Source organism: Wolbachia endosymbiont (group A) of Norellia spinipes, from assembly GCF_964273535.1.
This window is the reverse complement of the sequence record NZ_OZ187006.1, coordinates 104,880-130,891: the sequence shown is the minus strand read 5'-3', so window position 1 is coordinate 130,891 and position 26,012 is coordinate 104,880. Positions and strand designations below refer to the sequence as shown.

Here is a 26,012-nt window from a genome sequence, read left to right as displayed (position 1 = left end):
ACATTTTTTTATTTACATAACAGCACATCTCGTAGATATTCCAAGGTCTTTGTTACGATATCTGTATATCATGACATATAACTTTTTTACCATTTATGGGTACTATTTATAAAATTATGTGAGGTTGAGGATGCCTGAAACTTATCCTGCTGGAGGGAGAAAACGCTCTTTTCATGGTGATATTTACCAATTGAAGTGGCTAATGCTGTTTCTCAAACGTGCAGTAGATAGAGAATATTCTTTCCCCTTAGCCACAGAAATGGAATCAGCTGCAGGTTTTGATGATATTGTTTTTCGATATAGGCAAAATGGAACAACAGTACATAGGTTTGTACAAATCAAACACAAGCAAAATGAATGCGAAAAAATCGGTGTAGGCAAATTGCTTTCAAAAGATAAAAGTGGTGAATTTAGCTTGGCAAAATATTTTGTTCCCTACCTAAAGACTAAAAATAATCAAGATTTTGCAGATGGTGACCTGGAGGACTTTATTATCTGTACTAATATCGGTTTCGATCTAGCTCAAAGTACAACACAAAATACAATAAAAAAGTTGAAAGTAAAAACTTCGGGACCAAACAAGGGAATAGAAATTGCAGTTGAAGTAATAAGCACTAGTGATATTTTTTTTAAATACGGCGGTACGAGATACAAGTTCTCTTATACTCACGATAACATGATTTCAATAGTGCAACCGGCATTTAAGAGTGCTGTAAAAGAAGCAATAGAAGAATTGGAAAAGGAGATAAAAGAACTTCAAGGTAAATCAGATCAAAACTCAAAAAGAAAATTGGAAAGAAATCAGGTATGGCAACGTGAGTTTGAGCGAATGACAAATGAAGGCAGGTTAGAAGAGAATATAAGGGAATTTTTTGATAAATTAGTATTTGCAGTAAATCAACCTAACGAGATAAAACTAGCGGAAATCATTGAGAATGAGTTAGGCAAAGAATTTAATAATATCGATAAAAAGAACGTTTATGGTCGCTTTCTGGTAGAAGTTCTGGATTGGATGAAAGCAAGAGAGGGAAAGTTTCTATCACATGAAGAAATAAATGAGTTTTTTGAAAAAATAAGAGAGGAAATTTTAGGAGCGATTTGGTTTGGCATAATAGAGCCAGTGGCATCTTTTACTGGTAGAAGTATTGAATTAAAAGCCTTACATGACGCACTACAAAGGAGCACGGGCAGGCAAGCGGTGATATCGCAGGTTGCTACTATTAGTGGTCTTGGAGGAGTGGGAAAAAGTGAGTTAGCTAGGAAATATGCTTACAAGTATGGAAAGTATTATGGTGGCAATGTTATATGGATAAGTGCTGAAAACTCTAAGACTATGGAAAGTTCTTTTCTGGACTTAGCTAAAGATGATAAACTAGGCATTTCTCCCCAGGATAAGTACGGAAATGACAAGATGATAGAAACTATTGTTAAAGAAACATATGCTTTTTTTGCAAGAAGGGGAAGGAGAAGCCTGTTCATTTTTGATAATGCTGAGGGATATAAAGGTATTAAAAGGTTTTTACCTTCATCTTTACATCCTAGGCATAAAAAACCTTATGTTTTAATTACTTCTCGTGACTGTAAGTGGAATGTGAGAGGAGATACCGTCTTGTTAGTCAACAAAAAAATTATAAAAATTTCCCAAGTTGCATCATAAAATCAAAAAATACTTCCAATTGTGTAACAGTACACAGATTATAGTTAGTGGATATGTTGATAAGTAAATTAGTTTTATACGCACAAAACAGATGAAGTTTACTTATCAACATATCCACTAACCAACAACATTCAATAAATTTGTGTAAGATACCACTTTACATAAGATAGATAGGAAGCATTTTTGATTTTAAAGTACTAAACCTTCAGTCAACCTCCTAGCCCTGTAGTTTTTGATATGGTTAGGATCAAAAGCACTTTTGGATGTCAGAATACCGAAAATGATATGGAGTAGCTTACGCATTGCAGCACCAACGATGGCCATATTATGCTTACCCTTTTCCTTTAATCTTTGGCAAAAGCTCATAATGATAGGATTGTGATTCTTAGCTACTATGGCAGGAAAGAAAAGTGCCTTACGTAATGTTTGTGAACCGGATTTACTTAATCTGGGTTTGGCATATACAGAGGAACCTGACGTCATATTTCGTGGTATAACTCCTGTATATGCTGCCAATTGCCTGGCATCTCTAAAAACCTCTATATCAGAAACTTCAGCTAAAATAGCTATTGCTGATTCTTCTCCTATGCCTGGAATAGTCAATAGAAGTTGAAAATTTTCCAACAATTCTTTGTGTTGATTTAATAGTTCACGTACGGAGTTTTTTATTGTTTCTATTTTTTGAGCTATATTCATTGCAAGGTCTTCCCAAGCATTTGCAACTTCTTTAGGCAGTCTCTCTTTTTTTTCTAAGTGGTTATTTACTAATGTTAACTCATCTTTTAACGCAACTGAGCAACGATAAAGATGTTTTAATTTTTTCATTTCAGGAGAAGGTGGTGTCCAACTAGAAGGTTCCTGTCTTTGGCAATAATCAGCAATAACTTCTGCATCGGTCTGATCATTCTTTTGTCGTATCAGCTTACTCCTTGCATAAGATTTTATGCAATAAGGATTTACAACACTTACAAAATGTCCAGCATTGTGTAGAAATTCAGCCAGTGCTTCGCTATAACAACCAGTAGATTCCATGCAGGTTTTTACTTTTTCTACATTATGTTTGTGTAGAAAATTCAGTAGACTTTGAAACCATCGTTCTTAAAGCTTCTTTTTCTAGTTTCACGCTTTCCTTTTTTGCTTATAAATGAGAGAAAAACATCAAAGCGATCTTTTGATATATCTATGCCCAAAAAGTTGTTGATCATATATAACCCCATACGTTACCATTAAAAATGAAAAGTAAGGCTAGTCTTGTGAATACAGAATTAGAACCATTCAGGTCTTTCTACGATACCTTCCAGCCTATACTTTTGAGAAGGGAATTCTTATCTCCTCTACAGATTTTATATCTAAGAAGAAGCACAGAGTTCCTCCCTTCTCCACCTAATGCTTAAGCTTAAAACATTAGATGCTTTTGACAAGATACAAGTAGAAGATATCCTTATTGCCTGCGTTGATGGGCTGAAAAGCTTTCCTGCAGCTATAAACAGTGTCTTTCCTAATGCGGAAGTGCAGATGTGTATAGTGCATCAGATACGCAACTCACTGAAGTATGTGGCCAGTAAAGATGCGAAGAGTTTTTTGAGCGATTTAAAGAAGGTATATCAAGCTTCAAGCAAGGAAATTGCCGAGAATTATCTGTTGGAATTGGATGAAAAATGGGGCACAAAGTACCCTATGGTTATAAAATCTTGGCAGAATAATTGGGAAAACTTGTCTGGTTATTTTAAGTATTCTGGTCCAGTTAGGAGGATAATCTACACCACCAATCCCATAGAGGGGCTACATAGGCAAATTAGGAAATTCACTAAGACCAAAGGCTCATTTACCAGCATAAATGCCTTGTATAAGCAGGTATATTGTGCTATAAAGAAGGCAGAGGAAAAGTGGACGATGCCTGTACATGATTGGGCATTAACTATCTCTCAACTTGGTGTTTTCTTTCCTGGCAGATTGAAAATTGAGTTGAACTAAAAATGCGGTTTGACATAGTTTATTTAATACTCCCTTCACGTATCGAGAGTTTTTTCCTTAGGCTCAAAAAAACATTTGGTTTTAGTTTTAAGAATAAATCTGAGGTAAATCGCTCTCAAGAGGTGCTTTTAAAATGCTATTTGATTAACAACTTTACTGATATAGGTATGCCTATTTTCGAATTTGCCTCGTAAATTCCTTCCATTAATCCTTCTCATTCCTAGCCATGCAACAAAGCCAGCAGTATCTGTGTTTTTAACACTTTGAGCATCAATTATACAGAAACTGTTTCCGACCATTGTTGATACGGATCTCTCTAACTAATTTTTTTTAAAACTAATTCCAATAAACTTGGTTCTTCTCCATTCTTTTTATTCCACATTTGAAAATAGTAATATACGCTTTCCCACCTTGGAAAATCTTTTGCTCCACTGGCAACCACTTTTTAGGACGTATAACACTGTACGAAATACATCATACAAATCAAGTTTTCTTGGTCTCGTTTTCTTCCTGCCACTCTCTAGTATTGGTCTGATTTTTTCAAATTGCTCTCGACTTATATCACTTGGATAATTTTTACGCATAGATATACCTCATTCTTAATCTACGCCTATTTTACCTCATCTCTCCGAGATTTTAAACAGGTTCTTACATTTTATCATACCATCACACTCTGGGACCATACATCTAACATAACTTTGGTTTAAATCTACGATTTTATACAAATTTAGAAAAATTATCATTGTATACTACAAAAAAATTAGTATACTTACAGTATATAGTTGTTGTGAAGTCTATCATATATAAAAGGTATTTTAAATTTATTTTTTTATGTTTAGCAATTGCTGCCTTTGCTATCTTGATTTCTTATCTTGTGTTGTATTTATCTTTCGGTAGCGGTATCTCTTTAGTACCTATCGTTCTGGAGTCTTTTGTAAAAACATCCACAGTATTGTTCACTGTGTTTTCTTTTGTATCTTTACTTCTTGTTTTTGGCTTAATGATGGCACAAGCGAAACCCAAACAACCAGAAAAGGGAAGTGAAACATTTGATGATATTATATTAGAAGAAGGAGTTGAAAAAGTGCTGAAGCAAATTTCCAATGATATAAAGGATATGGCAATTGATCCAGCACCAGGATATATTTTCTATGGACCACCAGGGAATGGTAAAACCTTCGCTGCCCGTATAATTGCAAATGAGTCTGGTGTTTCATTTTTCAATTATTCTGCATCTGATATTATCAGTAATGTTCCTTCTATGACTGCAGTAAACCTGCGTAAGATTTTTGAAGATGCGAGGAAGCACTCTCCTTGTATAGTTTTTATAGATGAAATAGATGGTCTTCTTACTAGCAAAGGCATTTTTGGTGCGTTGACTGGTAGATCGGCTGAGGAAGCTGAATTATTGTATCAAATGGATGGCTTTAATTCCAATAAGCGTGTGATAGTAATTGGTGCAACTAACAATCCAGGAGTTTTTAAAGGAGCATTGTCTAGACCTGGTCGTTTCTCTGAAAAAATTCGATTTTCTCCACCAGAAACTCCTCAGTTATAGAAGAAGATATTGGAAAGTCATATGAAGAAAGAGGATTTATCATTTGAAGGAGTAGATGTTGATAAAATTTTAGGAAAAACTCAAGGTTTTTCAGGGGCAGGACTGAAAGATTTGGTACGTGCTACACATGCTGGTTCCATACGTCGTGGCAGTGGCAAGAGCATTACAACTGCTGATTTTATAACAAGAATTGCAGAAATCAAATCCAATGATGATGGCTTTAACAAAGAATGTGATCCACTGTTGTCTGACCCAATGTCTCAATTTACGGGAATTTTTTCTCAGTTCAGCAAAGTGGCAGAATCAGGTGGTAAGGTGATCTAAAAAGATAATCATAGAGAAAACATTAGGTAACATGGTAAATCTTTTAGAACTTTGCAGAGATTTACAGCAAAAATAGAAAGGTTGGAAGCAAGGATAGAGGAGCTAGAAGCAGAAAATAAGGCTTTAAAGATAGAGAACGCTGAGTTAAAGGAAAGGCTTAGTTTAAACTCGAAAAATTCATCTCTACCAAGCTCAAAACAATTATACAAAAAGGAAAAGCGAAAGAAAGATTGGTGGTCAAGTTGGGCATAAAGGTAATTATCGCGCTAAAATGGAAGCAGATGAGGTGATAAAGATAGAGTTGTCATCTGCTTGCGAATGCGGAGAGAATATAGTAATATGCGAAAAACCTTATATCCATCAGAAAGTAGATCTTCCGGAGATTAAGGCTTATGTAATGGAATATCATACCAAGTCTCATTAATAATAAGACAAATTAAAAATAGCCCTTTTGCCTGTAATTGCGGAGTTTAAGCAAATTTATAATATGTCCTATTTGTCTTCCCAATAACGAAGTTTGGTATCAGATGGAACATGGCCGTTGTCGAAAATGTGGAAAAAGAAAAAGCAGCAAATTATCAGAAGGTGTTACGTCAAATACATTTGGTCGAAAAGTTATAGCTCTTCTCATAATAATCCAAACAAGTTAAGATATGGATTTATGGTAGTGGGGTTTGTATGCCAGCAGCGTATAGTTACGATTTAAGGAAAAAAGCAATGGAGGCATTGGATGAAGGAGAAAGTAGAGCAACTGTTGCAGAGAGATTTAAAATTGGAAAAACGACTCTATATGAGTGGCAGAAAAGGCGTAAGGAAACGGGAGATTTTCAGTCAAAAAAGCCTGGAAGCGTAGGATATAACCATAAAATTACTGACTGGAATGTTTTTACCAAATTTGCAAAAAACCATGGTGGCAAAACTCAGTCAGAGATGGCTAAACTCTGGGGTAATATCAGTCGACAAACGATTCACCGCGCACTTAAAAATATTGGATTTACAAGAAAAAAAGACCTACGGATATAAAGAAAGAAATGAAGGAAAGCGAGCTCAATTTTTAAAGGTTATAGCAACAAAACGTCATGAAAATCTTGTATATATTGATGAATCTGGAATAGATAATACAGAAGACTACCCATACGGATATTGCAGAAAAGGAGAGAGGTTTCATTCATTAAAATCAGGTAAAAAAACTCAGCGTGTCAGTATGATTGCAGCTCTAAATAAAAGGAAGATCATTGCTCCATTGACCTTTGAAGGATACTGCAATAAGGATGTTTTCGAGGCTTGGTTTGAGCAGTTTTTAACTCCAATTTTAAGGTCTGGCCAAACTGTAATTCTTGATAACGCTACATTCCATAAATCTAAAAAAATAGATAATCTTGCTAGAGGAGTTGGTGCTGAAATTCTTTATCTTCCTCCATATTCTCCAGACTTTAACGAAATTGAGCATAATTGGTTTGCTATAAAGAATAGAGCTAGAAAAAATATCCCTATTTTTAAGTCTTTCCGTCAAGCTGTTGATTCTGCTTTTTTATTCTGACTATTATGAGAAGAGCTATAAATCGATAATTGCAGCGTTCAGCGGATTTTATAAAAACTCAAAGCGCGAAGTAGCTATAGCTAACCCAAGAAAGGTTTACCTAAACACTAAAAGACAAAATCAATAGCAGAATTAATATCTGGCCAAAAGTTTGGCAGAGCTTTTCTTATGGAGCGTTTAATAGGGAACCAAAATTTCTCAATTGGATTCAAATCAGGCGAATATGGTGGCAAAAATAAGATTTTACACTTCCCACTTTCTATTAATTTCCTTGTTTTTTTTGGACTTATGAAAACTTGCGTTGTCAAGAATTACTAAACCCCCTGCGAAACAAGTGGAAGCGGGTTGTCCGATAAAATCGGTAAGAAATCCCAAACCCAAAAGATGTTAAAACCCATGCCTCAAATTCACAATACCTGCAATAATATTAAATCTCATGTTATATTTTTTCTGAAAATTACGGTAAACATGCGACATAATCTTAAATATCTTTATCTCACGGATCTTATTTTCTACTCTCATTCTAAATGATGCTAATCTTCTATTATGCTCTTTCTGCTCTGGAGTTAATGGCTTTTTACGATACTTTTTATATGGAATTATGACATTGCTCTGCAGCTTTTGCCAGCCCTGATAGCCAGAATCGGCGTATTTTATGCTATCCGTGGGAAGAAGTTTTTCCTTTTTCCTTATCTTAAAATCGTGCTCGATGCAACTTTGAAATCGACAAAATTTGCCCATTTTCTTCGATCACAATTTCGGTTTTTATCGTGGTCGTTTTCTTTTTTCCGGAATAACTTTTCTTGCGTTTTTTGTTGTCTTTCGGACGCTGCACAGGCTGCTCTGTTACATCTGCTAAAATCTTCAAAATCCCGTCTGTAGTCATCGTTCTATCCTTTTTTATAGTAATTTTTTTGGCCAATAATGGCTCCATTTTCTTCAAAAGTCGGCAAATATTTGAGTTATGCAAATTAAACAAAAAGCCCAAAAATGGGTGTGTTATGTATGTTCGACAATAAATTAATATACATAAAATCTTGTCTTCTAACGTCTCAATGTGCGATTTTCTTCCTTGGCATTTCTTTTGTTTTTCAACTTTTTTCCATTCTGGCCTAACTTTTTCTACTGTTTTTTCAAATTCTTCTTTTGTCAGACCAGTTAATTGCCTCAAAACATACGGGGTTTTTGCAACTTTTGCGTAACTTATTGCCATTGCCAAATTTGCTATTTTATACACTTTTTAGTGTTTTTTATCCATTTTTTACCTTTTCGCAGGGAGTCTAATGTTTGTCCAGGTCTTAGATGTATGGTCCCAGAGTGTGGTGGTGTTGGTTTAGTATAAATAATTCTGGAGACTGTGTCCACTGATAACATATAAATTCATAAGGAGTAAGACCCTTAAGAGTTTTGAGTCTCTTTGCATAATTATAAGCGATAACAAAGTTATAAAGGTGTTCTTTAAGTTGCTGATGCGATTGATAGTAATACTTCTTAACTGTAGTATCCTTTAAAGTTTTATTCATACGTTCAACTTGCCCATTTGTCCAAGGATAGCTAACTTTTGTCAAACGATGTTCAATAACATTCTCTTCGCAAACTCTATCAAATATGTGTTGGAAAGCATACTTATGACGCTTCTGGTTTGTAAATTGTATACCGTTATCTGTCAAAATAGTATGGATTTTATACGGTAAAATTCTAATTAAATTACGTAAGAACTCAGCAGCTATGGGTTTTGTAGCACTGTTATGCAACTCAACATAGGTGAATTTGGATGTCCTATCAATAGCAACAAACAAATGTAATTTGCCCTCCTCAGTTCTAACTTCAGCAATATCAATATGAAAGTAACCGATAGGATATTGTTTGAATTTCTTTTTTGACTTAACTTCTCCATCAACAGTTGGTAATCTGCTAATGTTGTGTCTTTGTAAACAACGATGCAAGCTAGAGCGAGTCAAACGCGGAATTGTAGACTGCAGAGCGTAAAGGCAATCATCTAGTGGCAGTAGTGTATACTTGCGAAATGTAACTATTATAGCTTCCTCTTCTAGCGTTAAAACAGTCGATCTTGGATGCTTTGGACCCATATCAGCATCTTTCGTAAATGAACGTTTTCTCCACTTAATAATAGTTTTTGGATTAAGGTTATAATGCTTGGAGAGTTTTGCTATGCTCTCTTTTCTATTTTGTATTGCTCTACGAATCGTCTGTGTTGTTTTGGCGCACCCATGTAACCATAACTCCTCCTTTGATGGTATTTTTTTCTCATATTTTATCATACCATCACACTCTGGGACCATACATAGGTCAAAAATGGAAAGAAACGAGGAGCCAAGTGCTTGTATAGTGGATAGCCAATCTATAAAGACAACAGAAAAAGGGGGTCAAAGGTTACGATGGAGGCAAGAAAGTCAAAGGTAGAAAGAGGCATATAATCACAGATACTCAAGGGTTTATACTCAGTTGCTATGTCGGAGCTGCCAATGAAAATGACAGAGATGGCGTGAAAATAGCATTAGATAACATGAAGAAAAAATATAGTAAAATTAGAAAAATGTGGGCTGATATGGGGTATCAAGAAAAAGATTTAAAGGATCATATAAAGAAAGAATATGGAATAGACATTGAAATTGTTAAGAGGCCTCCGTGCAGATTTTGGGTGCATCAAGACACGCCACCAGAACTATTGCCTCAACGAGATCCAGGATTTAAAGTGCAGCCCAGAAGGTGGGTTGTAGAAAGAACTTTTGCTTGGATCAATAGGAATAGAAGGCTATCAAAGGAGGAATAGAAGGCTATCAAAGGAGTATGATTTGCTTACAACATCTACTGAAAATTTTATATATTTAGCTATGAGTAAGGTTATGTTGCAGAGGGAATATTCTTGAATTTACTGGTTTGCGGACAAGTTCTTATACCAAACTTCGTTATTGGGAAGACAAATAGAATATACGATAAATTCACTTAAACCTCCATTTATAGGCGGAAAGCACTCTTTTTCATTTGTCTCATTATTATTGAGAATTGGTATTATACAGCTCGACAAGACTAATTAACAGTTGAAACATCTAGCTCTACAATTGCTACCAAATATTTTGCATTATTATCACTTTAATATATTCTTTCACTTATTTTTTTTCTTTGCCACTTCCCTTAACGGATACATTTTTCTTCGCTGTTTCCTGACGAATCAATGTTAATTTAGCATTGAATACTACTAAAAACTTAAATAATACAACCATTTTCAGCAACAAAAATCAGCTAGCGTGAGGGGTGTTCGTTTTGGAATCGGTTGGTCTACCTGCTAACCGACAGCTAACATTAACTACCAATATCGTATCTGAAGAAGCCCCCTGGCCATTCTAAAAAATTTAATGCTGAGTACACCTTACTTTTGGCTTCCTCTATAGTGCTCCCTTCTGCTACTATATTTAGCACTCTTCCGCCATCTGAAACCCAATTACCACTCTCATCTAATTTAGTACCAGCGTGAAATACCAATATACCAGGAATGCTTTCAATTTTATCTAATCCCTTAATTACTTCTCCCTTTTGATAATCACCCGGATAGCCTTTACTTGCAACAACTACACAAACTGTAGATTTGTTGTTAAGTTCCACCATTTTGACATTTAACTTTCCTTCTGCAATTGACAACATCAATTTTAACAAATCGCAATTTGAATCAAATCTAGGTAATATAGATTGCGTTTCTGGATCACCGAATCTAACGTTATACTCGAGAAGTTTTGGGCCATCTCTGCAAATCATTAAACCAGCAAAGAGTACTCCCTTATAAGGCGTACCCATGTTAACCAATGCTTGAGCTGTAGGGTATATTATTTTTTGGATGATTTTTTGCTCCATGTCCTTACTTATAATTGAAGGTGATGAGTACGATCCCATACCCCCAGTATTTTGGCCTTCATTATTTTCATTCACTCTCTTATAATCTTTTGCGCACCCAAGAGTTACTACTTTCAACCCATCAACAAGAGCAAAAAAGCTTACTTCTTCTCCAATTAAAAATTCTTCTATGATTATTTCTTCACCTGATTCACCAAATTCTTTCTCCACTAGCATTGAATCTATTGCTGAAAAAGCTTCGTTTTCTGCGCAACATATCATCACGCCTTTCCCTGCCGCAATTCCATTTGCTTTCACTACAAGTGGAAACTTTATTTTATTGCTACGTACAAAATCTTTAGCTAATCCTTCATCAACAAAACACTCGTACTTGGCAGTTGGTATGCCATATCGCTTGCATAGTCCTTTGGTGAAAGACTTTGATCCCTCAAGTTTTGCAGTTGCTTGACTCGGAGCAAAAACATTTATTCCCTCTGCAACTAAATCATCAGCAAGTCCATCAATTATTGGTTGTTCTGGACCAATAACAACCAACTCTATATTTTCTCTCTTGCAAAATTGTGTAACATCCACTGAATTTTGAATATTTACATCCACAAGAGTCCCAAGATCTTTCATAGCTTGGCGACCAGGAGTTACATATAACTCAGTCAAGATAGGAGATTTTTTTAGAGCCCAAAGTAGAGCGTGCTCACGTCCACCAGAACCTATAACCAGAACCTTCATCTTTATTTCCTCGCTTTTCTATATGTCAAAATTATTATTTGCTTATAACAGTATCATTACTCATGTATTTTTGCAACACGTTTGGTATTGCAATCGACCCGTCAGAATTTTGATGATTCTCCATTATGGCAACAATCGTTCTTCCTATAGCTAAAGCTGAGCCGTTTAAAGTGTGAACATATTTTTTTATCTTTTTATCAGTTTCTGAAGAGTATTTAGCGTTCATCCTTCTTGCTTGAAATGCACCACAATTTGAGCAGCTTGATATTTCTCTATATTTATTTTGCTCAGGTAACCATACCTCTATGTCATAAGTCCTTTGTGCAGCAAAACCCATATCACCACTACACAGTAGCATTACTCTATACGGTAATTCTAGTTTTTTTAATATCTCTTCAACAACACTCGTCATGCGCTCAAGTTCATCATTTGATTGGTCTTCAGTTGTAATACTCACCAACTCCACTTTACCAAATTGGTGTTGCCTTATCATGCCTCTCGTGTCTCGCCCTGCGCTGCCTGCTTCTTTACGAAAACACTCTGAATACGCAGTAAAACGAATAGGCAGTTCTTTTTCCTCTACTATTTTATCAGCAACCAAATTTGTTAAAAACACTTCACTTGTGGGAATCAACCTCAATTCGTCGGTAGTTAAATACGAATCGTCAGAAAATTTTGGTAGCTGACCAACGTTATACATAGCTTCGTTTTTCACCAAAGCTGGGTGGTACACCTCAGTATAGCCAAATTCATTAACATGCATTTCAAGCATAAAATTTATTAGCGCTCGTCCAAGCTTAGCTAACTGTCCTTTTAATATCGCAAATCTTGATCCGGAAATTTTCGCCGCTTGTTCGAAGTCCATTAAACCTAATTTTTCTCCGAGTTCATAATGAGATTCTGGTACAAAATCAAACTGTCTTTTTCCTCCATATCTTCTCACCTCTAAATTAGAGTTCTCATCTGCGCCTATTGGCACATCTTGCGCAGGAATATTCGGCAAGTTAGATAAAACATTCACTAACTTATCCTTTTCTGCTTGTTCCTTTAAGCTAATTGCCTCTATCTCATTCGTGATGTCTTTTGACAACTCTATTTGCTCTTCACAAGGGCTCTTGCTCATTTTAAGCTTCTTTATTTCCTCTGTGATTTCATTGCGCTGCCTATTTAAATCTTGCAATTTAGTGGTTAATGACCTTTTCTCGTGATCAATTTCTAATATCTCTTTTGCAGTAAACTCTCTTATCCCCCTGCTTTTCATTGCCTTTTCAAATCCTTCAGGGTTTTTGCGTATATATTCTATATCGTGCATATATTGTGCTATTACTAACACTGTTACTGTACTTCAAAAGCTCTTAATATTCAATATTTTCTCATACTACTAAAATTATTATGGTTGATTTTTTTGTTAGAATTTGTTAAAATTTAATTAACTTAGCATTCATAGGATGTAGTATGGGCATCACAGAAAAATATAATCAATTTAAAGAGAGCACTTACTTTGCTGGTGGGAAATTCGTTATCTACGCTACTTGCGTATGCCTAGCAGCCACATTTGCTGTTGGCTGTTTGGGGTTGATAATAGGATTTCCTCTATTGACCTTTCCACTTGCTATGCTAATTTCTCATCCTGTGATTTGGATTATAATGGGAGTAGTCCTTACAGCAGCATACAAAATGATTGTTAAACCTTTATTTCACTTGGTAAAAGGTTATGTTAATGGAAAAGGAGCAGGTCAAGGTGAGCAAAAAACTCAAGATGGAGATAGTGGTGTTGTACCAGGCAGTGAACCCGATTCAAGGAACAGTAGTCATAGAAGCTCTTTGGATAGTGGTTTGGGTGGTAAAGAGTTTCATGAAAATTTGGACACTCTTGTGCATCAAACAAATAGAAAGAATTACGCTTACTGGTTGCAGCAACATGATATTGCTAATATTGCAAGAATTAAATATAAGTATTCAGAAGATTTTACGGATGGTGTATTCTTCTGTATTCCTGGTAATCTTGAAACCTTGAGTGAAAGGTTGGGAAAATATAAAAATAAAGCAGAACGAGAGAGTTCGAAAAGGATATTTACTTCAGTTATTAATTTGGGTGGTAATCATTGGGTAACGCTAGTTGTTGCATACAACTCGGATAATAAACAATTTAGAGCTTATTATTGTGATTCTTTTAGTGCTGATTTACCAAGTCCTGGTAGTCAACGTAAGAAAATAGAACTTGCAAATGCAATTAAAGAATTGGTTACACCTCTTACTGATCAAGCTAGTGAGTTGAATGCGCAAGGAAAAAAAGAAATGAGTAAAGATGTCAAAGAGACAGCACAAACGTGTCGGAACAAGAAAAATGAATTAATTAATGTCCCAATAAATACTGATAATATAGTGAGCGCACTGGAAGCAGTTTTGGAAATAGAGAACTGTAATATAAGAAGCTCCGGAGCCAAACAACAAAGCGATGGACATAATTGTGGAATATTTGCATTGGAAAACGCTCATAGGATTACGCAAATGCTCAACGAAGGTAAATCATTTGATGAAATTGACGCAGAGTTATCGGAATACAAGCCTAATCCAGAACAATTGCAAAAGAAAAGAAGAGAGTTTACAAAAGCGCTTATGGAAGATGAAAAATGGAAGGAAGATCTAGAAAACGGGCTTTTATGCGATCTTCCACCAGGAACGGACACCTCTCTTACCTCAAGGGTGCAGAATACAGCTCAGTTTGCTATATAGTTTACAATGAAGGATTACCATTAACCTTATGCCCCTCCAAATAGGAAGTTTGACGATTGATTCTTCAGTTATTTTAGCTCCAATGTCAGGGGTAACTGATTATCCGTTTAGAAGTATTGTAAAGAAGCTAGGTGCAAGTTTGTTAGTTTCAGAAATGATTGCAAGCAGAGCCATGATTATGCAAACTCGCCAGAGTCTGCAAAAAGCAAAAGTCGATGAATTAACTGCTGTGCAGCTTGCTGGATGCGAGCCGGATGTAATGGCAGAGGCTGCAAAGCTCAACGAGGATATGGGTGCAAAAATAATAGATATAAATTTCGGTTGTCCTGTTAAAAAAGTTGTAAACGGTTATGCAGGATCAGCACTAATGCGCGATGAGAAAAAAGCCGCTGAGATAATTGAGGCCGTGGTCAAAGCAGTGAATGTGCCAGTTACGGTAAAAATGCGCACTGGATGGAACGATGAAAATCGCAATGCACCGAGGCTTGCGAAAATTGCCGAAGACTTAGGAGCAAAAATGATCACTGTGCATGGAAGAACGAGGGCACAGCTCTATAACGGCCAAGCAGATTGGAAATTCGTTAGAAATGTTAAGGAGCAAGTGAAAATTCCAGTTATAGTAAATGGCGATATTAAAAATTTAAATGATATTCAGAATGCTCTCAAAGAATCTGGAGCAGACGGAGTGATGATAGGTCGTGGTGCCTACGGTAAACCTTGGCTGATTAATCAAGCAATGAACTTTCTCAGTGGAAGTGAAACTTCTGAGCCAACAGCTTCAGAGAGATTAAGCATCATACTCGAGCATTACGACAATATTCTTGAGTACTATGGAAATAACACAGGAATAAAGATGGCCCGCAAACACATAGGTTGGTACAGTAGCGGGCTTCAAAGCTCATCTGAATTTCGCATGAGAGTAAATAACATGACAGATAGCACAGAAGTGAAAGAAAATATTATTGGCTTTTTTGGTCAAGAGACACACTAGCTGTACTCAATTCGACTGATCATATGCCACTACGCTCTCTTCCTCACCAGAGTGTAAATGACAATTATTATCCATAAACCATTTCTCGTCATAAGTTTCAATATCAAAATATTTTTCATATTTATCTATATTATCACAAAGTGAAAGTGCTCTGATCTTATTCATAATCAAACCTGTACCAGCAGGAATTAATCTTCCTACTATAACATTTTCTTTTAATCCACTTAAAGGATCACTCTTCCCGCAGAATGCTGCTTCTGTAAGTACTTTTGTTGTCTCTTGGAAAGAAGCAGCAGAAATAAAGGAGCTAGTTTCAAGACTTGCCCTAGTAATCCCCTGCAGAATAGGAAGATAATGAGCAGGCCGTTTGCCAGAGTTACTCATAGCATCATTTTCCCTATCAACTTCCAGCTTGTCAATGCTTTCGCCAACCAAGTACATAGTATCACCAGGATCAGTAATTTCCACTTTTTGTAGCATTTGTTTTAAGATCACCTCTAAATGCTTGTTGTCTATACGAACACCCTGCAATCTATAAACTTGCTGTATTTCAGAAATCATATAGTGCGCTAAAGCTTCTAACCCAAGCACACGTAAAATATCATGGAGATCAGGGTCACCATCCATCAATAGATCACCTTTACGTACAAAATCACCTTCATTGACTATTACATGCTTACTTCTTGATACCAAATATTCAACTGGAGAAATTTGTTCATCTACAGGTTTAATTAATATACTGCGTTTTCCTCTACGGTCTTTTTCAGAAAACGCTACATAGCCATCTATCTCACTAACAATAGCATGCTCTTTAGGACGACGTGCTTCAAATAACTCTATAACCCTCGGTAAACCACCAGTAATATCACGAGTTTTAACTGACTCTCTTGGTGTTCTTGTAATAACATCACCTGCATGAACCTTCTGGCCATTTTGTACATTGAGCACTGCACCAATTGGTATAAAATAACATGCTTCAACGCCACTTGCGAGTGTCATTACTTCACCATTATCGTCAAGCAGCACAATACGAGGACGTAAACTAGCTCCACCAGAATGCAATTTCCAGTCTTTTACTACTTTGCTTGATATTCCTGTAGATTCATCCATCACTTCAGTGATCGAAATTCCATCTTTTAAGTCCTGATAAGACACTGTACCAGTCTTCTCCGTGATAATAGGCAATGTATAAGGATCCCATTCCGCAACTTTATCGCCAATTTTTACTGACCCACTCTCATCCACATAAAGTTTAGCACCGTAAGGTACACTATGCTTCAACTTCTCACTACCAAGGCTATCAACCAACACGACTTCACAGGAACGGCTTATCACAATTTTATTTCCGTTTCTATCTATAATTATATTACTATTGTTTAACTTTATTTTAGCACTAATAGAAGCTATAATATTTGAGGATTCAACGCCTCTAGTCATTACCCCACCTATATGGAAAGTACGCATCGTTAACTGAGTACCTGGCTCTCCAACAGATTGAGCAGCTATAACACCAACTGCTTCACCTATTGAAACAATTTTACCAGTTGCAAGGTCTCTTCCATAACACAAAGAACACACACCAGGACTTATTTCACAAGTTAAAGGCGATCTAATTTTTACAGCATCAAGACCTGCAATGCTGATTTGCTTTACTTTATCCTCATCAATTAATTCCCCTGCTTTTACTAATAATTCTTTTGTCACTGGGTTATATATACCATTTGCAGATGTTCTACCCAGCACAACACTCTCTAGAGATGCAACTATAGTACTTCCTTCAACTGTAGCTCTCACAACAAGACCATTTTTTGTTTTACAGTCATGCTTTGTAACTATGCAATTTTGAGACACATCAACTAAACGACGAGTTAAGTATCCAGAGTTTGCAGTTTTAAGCGCAGTGTCAGCTAAACCTTTACGCGCACCGTGAGTAGAATTAAAGTATTCAAATACGTTCAATCCTTCACGGAAATTAGAAATTATAGGTGTTTCTATAATCTCACCAGAAGGTTTGGTCATGAGCCCTCGCATTCCTGCTAGCTGTTTCATCTGTGAAGTAGAACCCCTTGCACCAGAGTTAACCATCATATACACTGAGTTGTACTTACTATTTCCATCATATATAGATATTGCTTTTAACATATCATTAGCTATCATATCCGTACACTTAGACCATTCATCTATAACCTTGTTATACCTCTCACTTCTAGTTATTAGCCCATCTTGATATTGCATAGAGAATTTCTTAATTTCACCCCTCGCGTGATCAACATGTGTAGCTTTAGTTTCAGGTATAACCAGATCACAACGACCAAAAGAAACACCAGAAAATGTGGCATATTCAAAGCCAAGTACCATTAATTTATCAGAAAATGCCACTGTAGCACTTTGACCACAGTTACGATATACTAAATCAACTATACCAGTTATTTCCTTGACTGTTAATATCTGATTTATTAGATCGAAGCCTAGATTCTCATGCTTAGGAAAAATTTGCCATAATATTAAACGGCCAGGAGTTGTACAAACAGTTTTATAGTGAGTTTCACCGCTGCTATTAATATACTCCATCCTATACTTTATACTAGAATGAATATGTAAAGTACCATCACTCAAAGAATGCTCAACTTCACAAAAAGCACCAAAAGATGGTAAATTATCTTCCTTAGGTTCTTGTAAAGTCAGATAATATATACCAAGTACTATATCTTTACTAGGAACTATAATCGGTCTGCCATTAGAAGGACTTAAAACGTTATTAGTGGACATCATCAACACCCTAGCTTCAAGCTGAGCTTCCAATGAAATTGGCACATGCACTGCCATTTGGTCACCATCAAAATCAGCATTAAACGCCGTACAGACAAGCGGATGAAGCTGTATTGCTTTGCCTTCAATAAGGATTGGCTCAAAAGCCTGAATACCAAGTCTATGTAGCGTAGGCGCTCTATTCAACAAAACAGGATGCTCTTTTATTACCTCTTCAAGCATATCCCAAACTTCTGGTTTTTCTGCTCTTATCAACTTACTAGCAAACTTAATAGTTGGAGCCATACCATACATCTTAAGCTTTGAGTAAACAAAAGGTTTGAATAGTTCAAGAGCCATTCTTTTTGGTAATCCACACTGATTTAGTTTCAAAGTTGGACCAACAACTATTACAGAACGTCCAGAGTAGTCTACCCTTTTTCCTAAGAGGTTCTGGCGAAAACGACCCTGTTTTCCTTTTAACATATCACTAATGGACTTTTTATATCCAACAGCACCAGCTTTGTTTACCAAAGTATTACGACGACTATTATCAAAAAGAGAATCAACTGCTTCTTGTAACATCCTTTTTTCATTACGAATCATAATCTCAGGAGGATTTAAGCTCAACAATTTCCTCAACCTGTTATTTCTATTAATAATAGTCCTATAATGATGATTCAGATCAGAAACTGCAGGACGACCACTTTCAAGCGATACCAAAGGACGCAAATCAGGTGGTAAAATAGGTATAGTTGTAAGTATCATCCACTCAGGCCTATTTCCAGATTTAATGAAGTTTTCAATAATACGCAATCTCTTTATAATTTTCTTTCTTCTTATCTCAGAAGCAACAGACTCTAATTCTAGTCTTAAATCCTTCCTAATTTCATGTAAATCAAGGCGCGTTAGCAACTCTCTTATAGCTTCAACACCTTGCATAGCTACAAAACTATCGATCCCATAGCTATCTTTAGCTTCATTATAAGCTTTTTCACTAATAATCTCACCTTTTTCAAAAGGCGAAACAAGAGGATCTATCACGATATAATTATCGCTATATAAAATATTCTCAATATCTCTGAGAGACATATCCAATAATGCTCCAATTCTTGAAGGAAGCGATTTCAAAAACCATATATGAGCAACAGGAGATGCAAGCTCTATATGACCCATCCTTTCTCTTCTTACTTTAGAAGATGTAACTTCTACTCCGCATTTTTCACATATGCGACCTCTGTGTCTTCTTTTTTTGTATTTTCCACATAAACATTCATCGTCATTGACAGGGCCAAAAACCTTAGGGCAAAATAATCCACCTTTCTCAACTTTGAACGTACGATAATTTGCAGTTGAAACATCTTCTATCTCACCACAAGATATACGCTTAATACTTTCAGGGCTAGCAATCGATATGCTAACCTCATTAAAAGGTTGTGCAATGTTAGTGTGAGATATATCTTCAATCACTACATCATTTTGCTTTAAATCTACATTTAAACATAAAGAACGTAGTTCTTTTATCATCACATTAAAGGATTCAGGAATTCCACATTCAAAATTACTGTCACCTTTTATTATCGATTCGTAAATCTTAACTCTACCATTAATATCATCAGACTTCACAGTTAACATTTCCTGCAAAGTATAAGCAGCACCATAGGCTTGTAATGCCCAACATTCCATTTCACCAAAACGCTGACCACCAAAATGAGATTTTCCTCCTAGAGGTTGTTGAGTAACCAAACTATAAGGCCCTACTGAACGCGCATGAATTTTACCATCAACCAAGTGGTGCAACTTAAGCATGTACATGTAACCAACTGTAACCTTGCGGTCGAATTTTTCACCACTGCAACCGTCATATAATACAGCTTGTCCAGAGTTATCCAAACCAGCAAGTTCAAATAATTTTGCTATTTGTTCATCTTTTGGACCCTCAAATACAGGTGCAGCAACAGGAACGCCATCACGTAATTTACGTGCAAATTCAATGAGATTATTATCACTAATATTACGAATATCATTACAGATAGATACGTTACTACCATAGCTATAAACCTCAATCAGGAAATTACGTAAATTGCTGTATGAACTTTTACAAGAGTTCAAATAGTTCTCTACTAACGCATTCAACTCGTCATTTAGTGCATTTTTATTAGGTGTATTTAAAACAGAAGCCATTATTTCATCATCATCAATATTTTCAATTTTTTTATTGTCAAGGTATGCTACTGCAAATTGTGTAAAATTATCATCGTTAAGGGACCTAATTCCCTTGCAAAAAGCACTTTTGATTTTATTGATCTCATCGAGAATATTACTTACCCTTTCCCCTAATTTTCTACAAGCCCAACCTACATGCGTTTCCAGTATTTGCCCTACATTCATTCGTGAAGGAACACCAAGAGGGTTAAGAATAATATTAACAGGAGTACCATCTTCCAAATAAGGCATATCTTCCACTGGCACAACTCGAGAGATCACACCTTTATTCCCATGTCTACCAGCCATTTTATCCCCTGGTTGCAGACTATGTTTCACAGCAATGAAAACTTTTACTGACATCGACACACCTTGAGGCAGGTCATAACCTTCATGTAATTTTTCTACTTTTCGCTTAAACTGTGCTATTGCATGTGATACTTTTTCATCAAAATCTTTTTTTAAGCTCTTAACTTGCTCAGAAATGGGTTGGTTTTTTAATCCTATACCCCACCATTGCTCACGTTCAATAGAGTCAAATTTTTCTCGATCTTGAGAACCAGAATTAATAAGAAGTTTCTTCAGTTCATCATAGAAATATTCACTAGTAGCATTGATTATATAATCTCGCTCTTCCTCAAAGTCATTTACCTCTTTTTGTTTGATGAGTAATGCCCTTTCATTTTCTTCAACCCCCCTGCGTGTAAAGACTTGTACATCAATTACTGTCCCTTCAACATCTGGAGATGTATATAAAGAGGAATCTGCACAATCGAATGACTTTTCACCAAAAATTGTCATTAATAACTTCGTTTCAGGAGGCAATGAAAGAGAAGGTTTAGGTGTAACTTTACCTACCAGAATATAGCCTGGACCAACTCTTGTACCAATTTTCACTATACCACTATCATCCAAGTGATATAGATTTTCTTCATTAACACCAGGTATAGCACGAGTTATTTTTTCTGATCCTAAAGGGGTATCATGTACAACACAGTCAAATTCTTCTATATGAATAGAAGTAAAGAGATCTTTTTTAACAACTTCACTAGAAATAATAATAGAGTCTTCAAAATTATAACCTTGCCAAGACATAAAAGCGACTAGCAAATTTTTACCAAGCGCCAACTCACCACTGTTAATTGCAGGACCATCAGCTATTACATCACCCTTTTTAACATAATCACCTACGCACACTAGCGGTCTTTGATTAATACAAGTATTATGGTTAGAACGCTGAAATTTCCTTAGATGATAAATATCTACGTCCAAGTAGTTAACCCTTTCTTTATCAAAAGCACGTATAACTATAGAGTTACTATCAGAACTATCAACTATGCCATCGCGTTTTGCTAAAACTACAGCACCAGAGCCAGAAGCTACAAAAGACTCCATACCAGTAGCAACCAGAGGAGCGGTAGGCTTCAATAAAGGTACGGCCTGACGTTGCATATTTGAGCCCATTAATGCTCTATTAGCATCATCATTTTCTAAAAATGGAATCAAGGAAGCCGCAACTGATATTACCTGCTTAGGAGATACGTCAATGTAACTCACCTGATCACTACTTACCATAATGAAACTACTAGCATATCTACAGTATAGCATATCATCAACAAAGCAATTATTTTCATCGAGCTTTGCGCTGGTATCAGCTATATAATATAAACCTTCATCTATGGCAGACAGATACTCAATTTGATCAGTAACAACCCTATTAACTACTTTTCTATAAGGACTTTCAATGAAACCATATTTATTAATACGCGCGTATATAGCTAAACTGTTGATTAACCCTATGTTTTGCCCTTCAGGAGTCTCAATAGGGCAAATTCTTCCATAATGAGTTGGATGAACATCACGCACTTCAAATCCTGCCCGTTCTCTTGTTAAACCGCCAGGACCTAACGCGGACAACCTTCTTTTATGTGTTATTTCAGATAACGGATTAGTCTGATCCATAAATTGAGATAATTGAGAAGAATTGAAGAAATCTCTTAAGACATTAGTTAACACTTTTGGATTAATAAAATCAGATGGAGAAACTTTATCTAAACTAGAAGTGGACATAGAATCAACTATTGCGCGTTCCAATTTCAACAACCCAGTTCTAAATTGATTTTCTATAAACTCTCCAACTGATCTTACTCTTCTGTTTCCTAAATGATCAATATCATCTACAGATCCTTGACCGTCACGTAACAATACTATTTTTTTTACAATTTCAATAATATCTTCATACGTTAAAACAGTTAAATCCTCATCATAATTTAATCCAAGGTAAGAGTTAAGCTTCAACCTACCAATGTTAGACAAATCATAATATTCCGGACTGAAGAAAAGATTACGGAAAAACTCCTCTACTATCTCTAAAACAGGAACTTCACCAGGACGCAAAACTCTATATATTTCATATAGCGCATCCTGATAAGACATGTTTTCGTCTAAGAAAAGCGTATTTAATATATAAGGTCCAACAGATACATTATCTATGTTCAATACTGATATTTCATCCACAGACAATAACTCAAGCTTCTTTATGTCTTCCAGCTTTATAGATTCACCAGCAGATAAAATTTTCGTAGAGCTAGCACTATCCATTAAATCTTCTGCGAGGAATAAACCACATATAGAATTAAAAGGAACCAGATACTCTTTCAATTCATTATCATATAGCTTTTTAGCTAGTCTTGAGGTGATACGAACGTTAGCTTTAAGCAGCACATTACCTTCAATATCCATTAAGTCGAAAGGCAACCTCACTCCTTTAAATTTATCAGGAACAAAAGGCACTTTCCAACCATCTTTATGTTTTACATACTTTATTTTCTCATAAAATCTATCGAGTATATCATTATTTGATAGACCTAACGCCTTTAACAAAACTGAGATTGGCAATTTTCTTTTTCTATCAACACGAAAATACAAATGGTCTTTAACATCAAATTCAATATCAAGCCAAGAACCCCTATAAGGAATAATTCTAGCAGAATAGATCAATTTACCAGAATTGTAAGTTTTTCCCTTATCGCTATCAAAAAATACACCAGGAGACCTATGCATTTGTGAGACAATAACTTTTTCTACACCATTAATGATGAAAGTGCCCTTATCAGTCATCATAGGCAACCCACAAAAGTGGACTTCCTGCTCTTCTATAGATTTTACAACGGTTGCAAGTTTAGAATGATCTCCACTCTCTTTAATCGATTTATATTCATCAAGAGAAATACCATCCTGCATAACAACAAGACGTATAGAAGCAATAACCTGAGCAGAAAAAGTTACACCACGCTTTATACACTCAGATTCATCATACTTAGGATCATCTACCCTACAACTTATAAACTCAATAGTAGCCCTACGCAAAGGATCATTTATTGGAAAGATTGTATGAAAGATAACTTCAAGTCTTTCATTACCCTTATTCTTAGGAGCAAATGAATCATACGATTCTTTTTGAACCTTAACCAAATCCAATAAAGAATCTTTTAAATCAATCGACCTAGAATAAGAAACTCTAGGGACAAAAGCACCAGAAGCGTACATATAAGAAGAATCAACCATTAAAATACCCCAAACTAATTAAAAGAGCTATATCAATATAAAATTAATACATTAAATATTATTCAAGCTCCACTTTAGTTGCTCCTGCTTCAATAAGTTTTTGCTTGATTTTTTCTGCTTCGTCTTTAGGAACATTAGCAGTTAAATCTTTAGGTAAAGATTCAACCAACTCTTTTGCTTCTTTTAAACCCAATGTAGAATTAACTTCTCTCACAGCTTTAATAACTCCTATTTTTTTACTCGCATCAATTTCTTTAATCACAACTTTATACTCAGCTTTTTCTTGAGCAGCAGGAGCAGCAGCATTATCACTAATAGGCGCCCCAGCACCAACAGCCCCACCAAGAAAAGAACCAGCAGGCAACCCTATTTTCTCTTCTAGAACTTTTACAAGTTCAGAAGCCTCTAATAGGTTTAAAGATAATATTTTATCAACCAAATCACTTGTTACATTACTCATAATTACCACCTTACTTAACAACAAATTTATTTTTTAGAACTATAATAATCCAAAACTCTCATAAGCCTCATAGAAGATGAATTAATAGACAACGCCAATCGAGCAGGAATATCATAAGATATTAAACGCATAATTTTAACACGCAACTCATCCAAAGAAGGCAACTTAGCCAGTTTATTAACATCTTCCACTGTTAACAATTCATTTATATGAGCCGCGCAAATCACAGACATTTTTTCTTTGTTAGCATTAATAAAATCAACTATTAACTTTGCAGCTTCTACTATGCCACTAGAGTATATAATAGCAACAGAACCAGAAAATTTGCCTGATAAATAAGAAAATTTACCAGTCCTTTCCAAAGCCAAGCGCGCTAGAGTGTTTTTAACTACTAATACCCCACCTGCTATAGACTTCAGGCTATTCCTCAGAGTTAATGAATCATTAGCATTTATAGATTTAAAATTTACTAATATCAAGAAATCATTATTTACAAATACGTTTATTGTGCTCTGTATAAATTCATCCTTATTTTTACGCTTCACGGTATCACTCCCTTAAATTATATCTTCCACTTTGCTTATCTTATAAGCTTCACCCATAGTTGAATTTAAAAAAACACCCTTAAAGTAAATTCCTTTCGCAGAAATAGGTTTATTATCTTTAATTACTTTAAGAAAGGCTTTTAAATTTTCTAGCAAGTCATCAATATCAAATTTAATATTTCCTAATTTACCATGAATAACACCATTTTTATCTGTTCTAAATTTTATCTGACCAGACTTAATGGTTTTAATAGCTTCTGCAATGTTAGAAGTCACAGTACCAAATTTAGGGTTAGGCATCAGCCCTTTAGCACCCAATATTTTTGCAATAGGAGTGATTTTTGCCATAAAATCAGGAGTAGTAATGCACCAATCAACATCTAATTTTCTACCCTTTTTTATTTCTTCAACTAAATCCTCTCCTCCTGCAATATCAGCACCAGCTTTTTCAGCTTCTAATAAATGTTTATCTTGAGCGAAAACAGCTACTTTAATATTCTTCCCGATACCTTTAGGCAAAACTACTGTACCACGCACCTGCTCTTCAGATTTACGTGAATCTACGCCTAAATTGACTGCAATATCAACTGATTCATTAAATTTTGCTGAAGCAGACTCAATAATCTTCTTCAAACACTGCTTAGGATTATCATTATATGTATTCATTTACCTAACCTTCCACAACTTCTATACCCATAGATTTTGCAGTGCCTACAACCATTTTCACTGCTGAATCTTCATTATCCACTTTCATATCAACCATCTTGCACTTTGCCACTTTAATTATAGCAGACATAGGTAATTTAGCCACTAATTCTTTACCAGGATTACCAGAACTTTTACTTAATTTAGCCTCCTGCTTAAGTAAATAAGCCACAGGTGGACCGCTGACAGTAAAATCATGAGAGCGATCATCCTTTATGGAAATTCGCACTGTTACTAAATCGCCTACTTTATAATTAGCGTTAGCAGCGCTAGTAACTTTATTAAAAGCTTCACAAAACTTAGGAACAGGTATACCACGTGGACCAAGTACTGAAGCAATTTTCGGTCCTGGAATTGCTTTCCCAGCTTCCATAAGTAAGTTAATCTTAGCAACTATAACACTCAT

14 protein-coding genes and 7 pseudogenes are annotated in these 26,012 nt (G+C 35.6%); 9 read left to right on the top strand and 12 right to left on the bottom strand.

Annotation, left to right across the window (positions count from 1 at the left end):
* Nucleotides 1-130 precede the first annotated feature (130 nt).
* Nucleotides 131-1,657 (top strand): hypothetical protein, encoded by a 1,527-nt coding sequence (locus ACFZP3_RS00650; protein WP_386086583.1) that lies wholly within the window; start codon nucleotides 131-133, stop codon nucleotides 1,655-1,657.
* A 189-nt stretch (nucleotides 1,658-1,846) separates the two neighbouring features.
* Here the strand turns inward: ACFZP3_RS00650 and ACFZP3_RS00645 are convergent.
* A pseudogene (locus tag ACFZP3_RS00645) lies at nucleotides 1,847-2,862 on the bottom strand (IS110 family transposase).
* A 223-nt stretch (nucleotides 2,863-3,085) separates the two neighbouring features.
* On the opposite strand from ACFZP3_RS00645, the pseudogene ACFZP3_RS00640 reads away from it, so the two are divergent.
* Nucleotides 3,086-3,631, top strand: a pseudogene (locus ACFZP3_RS00640) (IS256-like element ISWpi15 family transposase); the annotation flags it as partial.
* A 200-nt stretch (nucleotides 3,632-3,831) separates the two neighbouring features.
* On the opposite strand, the pseudogene ACFZP3_RS00635 reads toward ACFZP3_RS00640, so the two are convergent.
* Nucleotides 3,832-4,215: pseudogene (locus tag ACFZP3_RS00635) on the bottom strand (transposase); the annotation flags it as partial.
* 419 nt (nucleotides 4,216-4,634) lie between these two features.
* On the opposite strand from ACFZP3_RS00635, the gene ACFZP3_RS00630 reads away from it, so the two are divergent.
* The 4 genes and pseudogenes from ACFZP3_RS00630 (at nucleotide 4,635) to ACFZP3_RS00615 (ending at nucleotide 7,053) form a co-directional block, all read left to right on the top strand.
* The gene (locus ACFZP3_RS00630; RefSeq protein WP_386086581.1) at nucleotides 4,635-5,189 is read left to right on the top strand and encodes an AAA family ATPase; all 555 of its coding nucleotides are present in this window, start codon (nucleotides 4,635-4,637) and stop codon (nucleotides 5,187-5,189) included.
* 21 nt (nucleotides 5,190-5,210) lie between these two features.
* Entirely contained in the window at nucleotides 5,211-5,513 is a 303-nt protein-coding gene (locus tag ACFZP3_RS00625; protein ID WP_264687725.1) for a hypothetical protein, read from the top strand.
* 31 nt (nucleotides 5,514-5,544) lie between these two features.
* Nucleotides 5,545-6,142: pseudogene (locus ACFZP3_RS00620) on the top strand (hypothetical protein); the annotation flags it as partial.
* A 49-nt stretch (nucleotides 6,143-6,191) separates the two neighbouring features.
* Nucleotides 6,192-7,053, top strand: a protein-coding gene (locus ACFZP3_RS00615) for an IS630 family transposase (RefSeq protein ID WP_386086489.1) whose coding sequence is annotated in 2 segments (ribosomal slippage) — nucleotides 6,192-6,517 and nucleotides 6,516-7,053 — 864 coding nt in all. Because the reading frame shifts where the segments join, the coding sequence is not laid out codon by codon here.
* Between the two features lie 107 nt (nucleotides 7,054-7,160).
* Here the strand turns inward: ACFZP3_RS00615 and ACFZP3_RS00610 are convergent.
* From ACFZP3_RS00610 to ACFZP3_RS00600, 3 genes and pseudogenes are all read right to left on the bottom strand, one after another.
* Nucleotides 7,161-7,377, bottom strand: a pseudogene (locus tag ACFZP3_RS00610) (transposase); the annotation flags it as partial.
* 63 nt (nucleotides 7,378-7,440) lie between these two features.
* Nucleotides 7,441-8,266: pseudogene (locus ACFZP3_RS00605) on the bottom strand (transposase family protein).
* An 85-nt stretch (nucleotides 8,267-8,351) separates the two neighbouring features.
* Nucleotides 8,352-9,335: an IS481 family transposase gene (locus tag ACFZP3_RS00600; RefSeq protein WP_386086579.1), complete on the bottom strand. Its 984-nt coding sequence runs from the start codon at nucleotides 9,333-9,335 to the stop codon at nucleotides 8,352-8,354.
* A gap of 25 nt (nucleotides 9,336-9,360) precedes the next feature.
* Between ACFZP3_RS00600 and ACFZP3_RS00595 the strand changes: the two are divergent.
* Nucleotides 9,361-9,944, top strand: a pseudogene (locus ACFZP3_RS00595) (transposase); the annotation flags it as partial.
* Nucleotides 9,945-10,377: 433 nt separating this feature from the next.
* Here the strand turns inward: ACFZP3_RS00595 and purD are convergent.
* Nucleotides 10,378-11,649, bottom strand: a complete 1,272-nt coding sequence (gene purD, locus ACFZP3_RS00590; RefSeq protein WP_386086577.1) for a phosphoribosylamine--glycine ligase — start codon at nucleotides 11,647-11,649, stop codon at nucleotides 10,378-10,380.
* Nucleotides 11,650-11,683: 34 nt separating this feature from the next.
* Entirely contained in the window at nucleotides 11,684-12,961 is a 1,278-nt protein-coding gene (gene serS, locus ACFZP3_RS00585) for a serine--tRNA ligase (protein WP_264687727.1), read from the bottom strand.
* Nucleotides 12,962-13,104: 143 nt separating this feature from the next.
* Here serS and ACFZP3_RS00580 point away from each other — a divergent pair, with 143 nt between their 5' ends.
* Both ACFZP3_RS00580 and dusB read left to right on the top strand, forming a co-directional pair.
* Nucleotides 13,105-14,385 (top strand): hypothetical protein, encoded by a 1,281-nt coding sequence (locus ACFZP3_RS00580; RefSeq protein WP_386086575.1) that lies wholly within the window; start codon nucleotides 13,105-13,107, stop codon nucleotides 14,383-14,385.
* A gap of 28 nt (nucleotides 14,386-14,413) precedes the next feature.
* Nucleotides 14,414-15,376, top strand: a complete 963-nt coding sequence (gene dusB, locus ACFZP3_RS00575; protein ID WP_264735904.1) for a tRNA dihydrouridine synthase DusB — start codon at nucleotides 14,414-14,416, stop codon at nucleotides 15,374-15,376.
* A gap of 6 nt (nucleotides 15,377-15,382) precedes the next feature.
* Here the strand turns inward: dusB and ACFZP3_RS00570 are convergent, their stop codons facing one another.
* From ACFZP3_RS00570 to ACFZP3_RS00550, 5 genes are read right to left on the bottom strand one after another with little or no spacing between them, the layout of a single operon-like run.
* Entirely contained in the window at nucleotides 15,383-23,896 is an 8,514-nt protein-coding gene (locus tag ACFZP3_RS00570) for a DNA-directed RNA polymerase subunit beta/beta' (RefSeq protein WP_386086572.1), read from the bottom strand.
* Nucleotides 23,897-23,954: 58 nt separating this feature from the next.
* Entirely contained in the window at nucleotides 23,955-24,356 is a 402-nt protein-coding gene (rplL, locus tag ACFZP3_RS00565; RefSeq protein ID WP_253307301.1) for a 50S ribosomal protein L7/L12, read from the bottom strand.
* Between the two features lie 26 nt (nucleotides 24,357-24,382).
* The gene (gene rplJ, locus ACFZP3_RS00560) at nucleotides 24,383-24,901 is read right to left on the bottom strand and encodes a 50S ribosomal protein L10 (protein ID WP_253307300.1); all 519 of its coding nucleotides are present in this window, start codon (nucleotides 24,899-24,901) and stop codon (nucleotides 24,383-24,385) included.
* Nucleotides 24,902-24,913: 12 nt separating this feature from the next.
* Complete coding sequence (rplA, locus tag ACFZP3_RS00555; protein WP_253307299.1) at nucleotides 24,914-25,567, bottom strand: 50S ribosomal protein L1; 654 nt, start codon at nucleotides 25,565-25,567, stop codon at nucleotides 24,914-24,916.
* A gap of 4 nt (nucleotides 25,568-25,571) precedes the next feature.
* Nucleotides 25,572-26,012, bottom strand: coding sequence for a 50S ribosomal protein L11 (locus ACFZP3_RS00550; protein WP_253307298.1), 441 nt, complete (start codon nucleotides 26,010-26,012; stop codon nucleotides 25,572-25,574).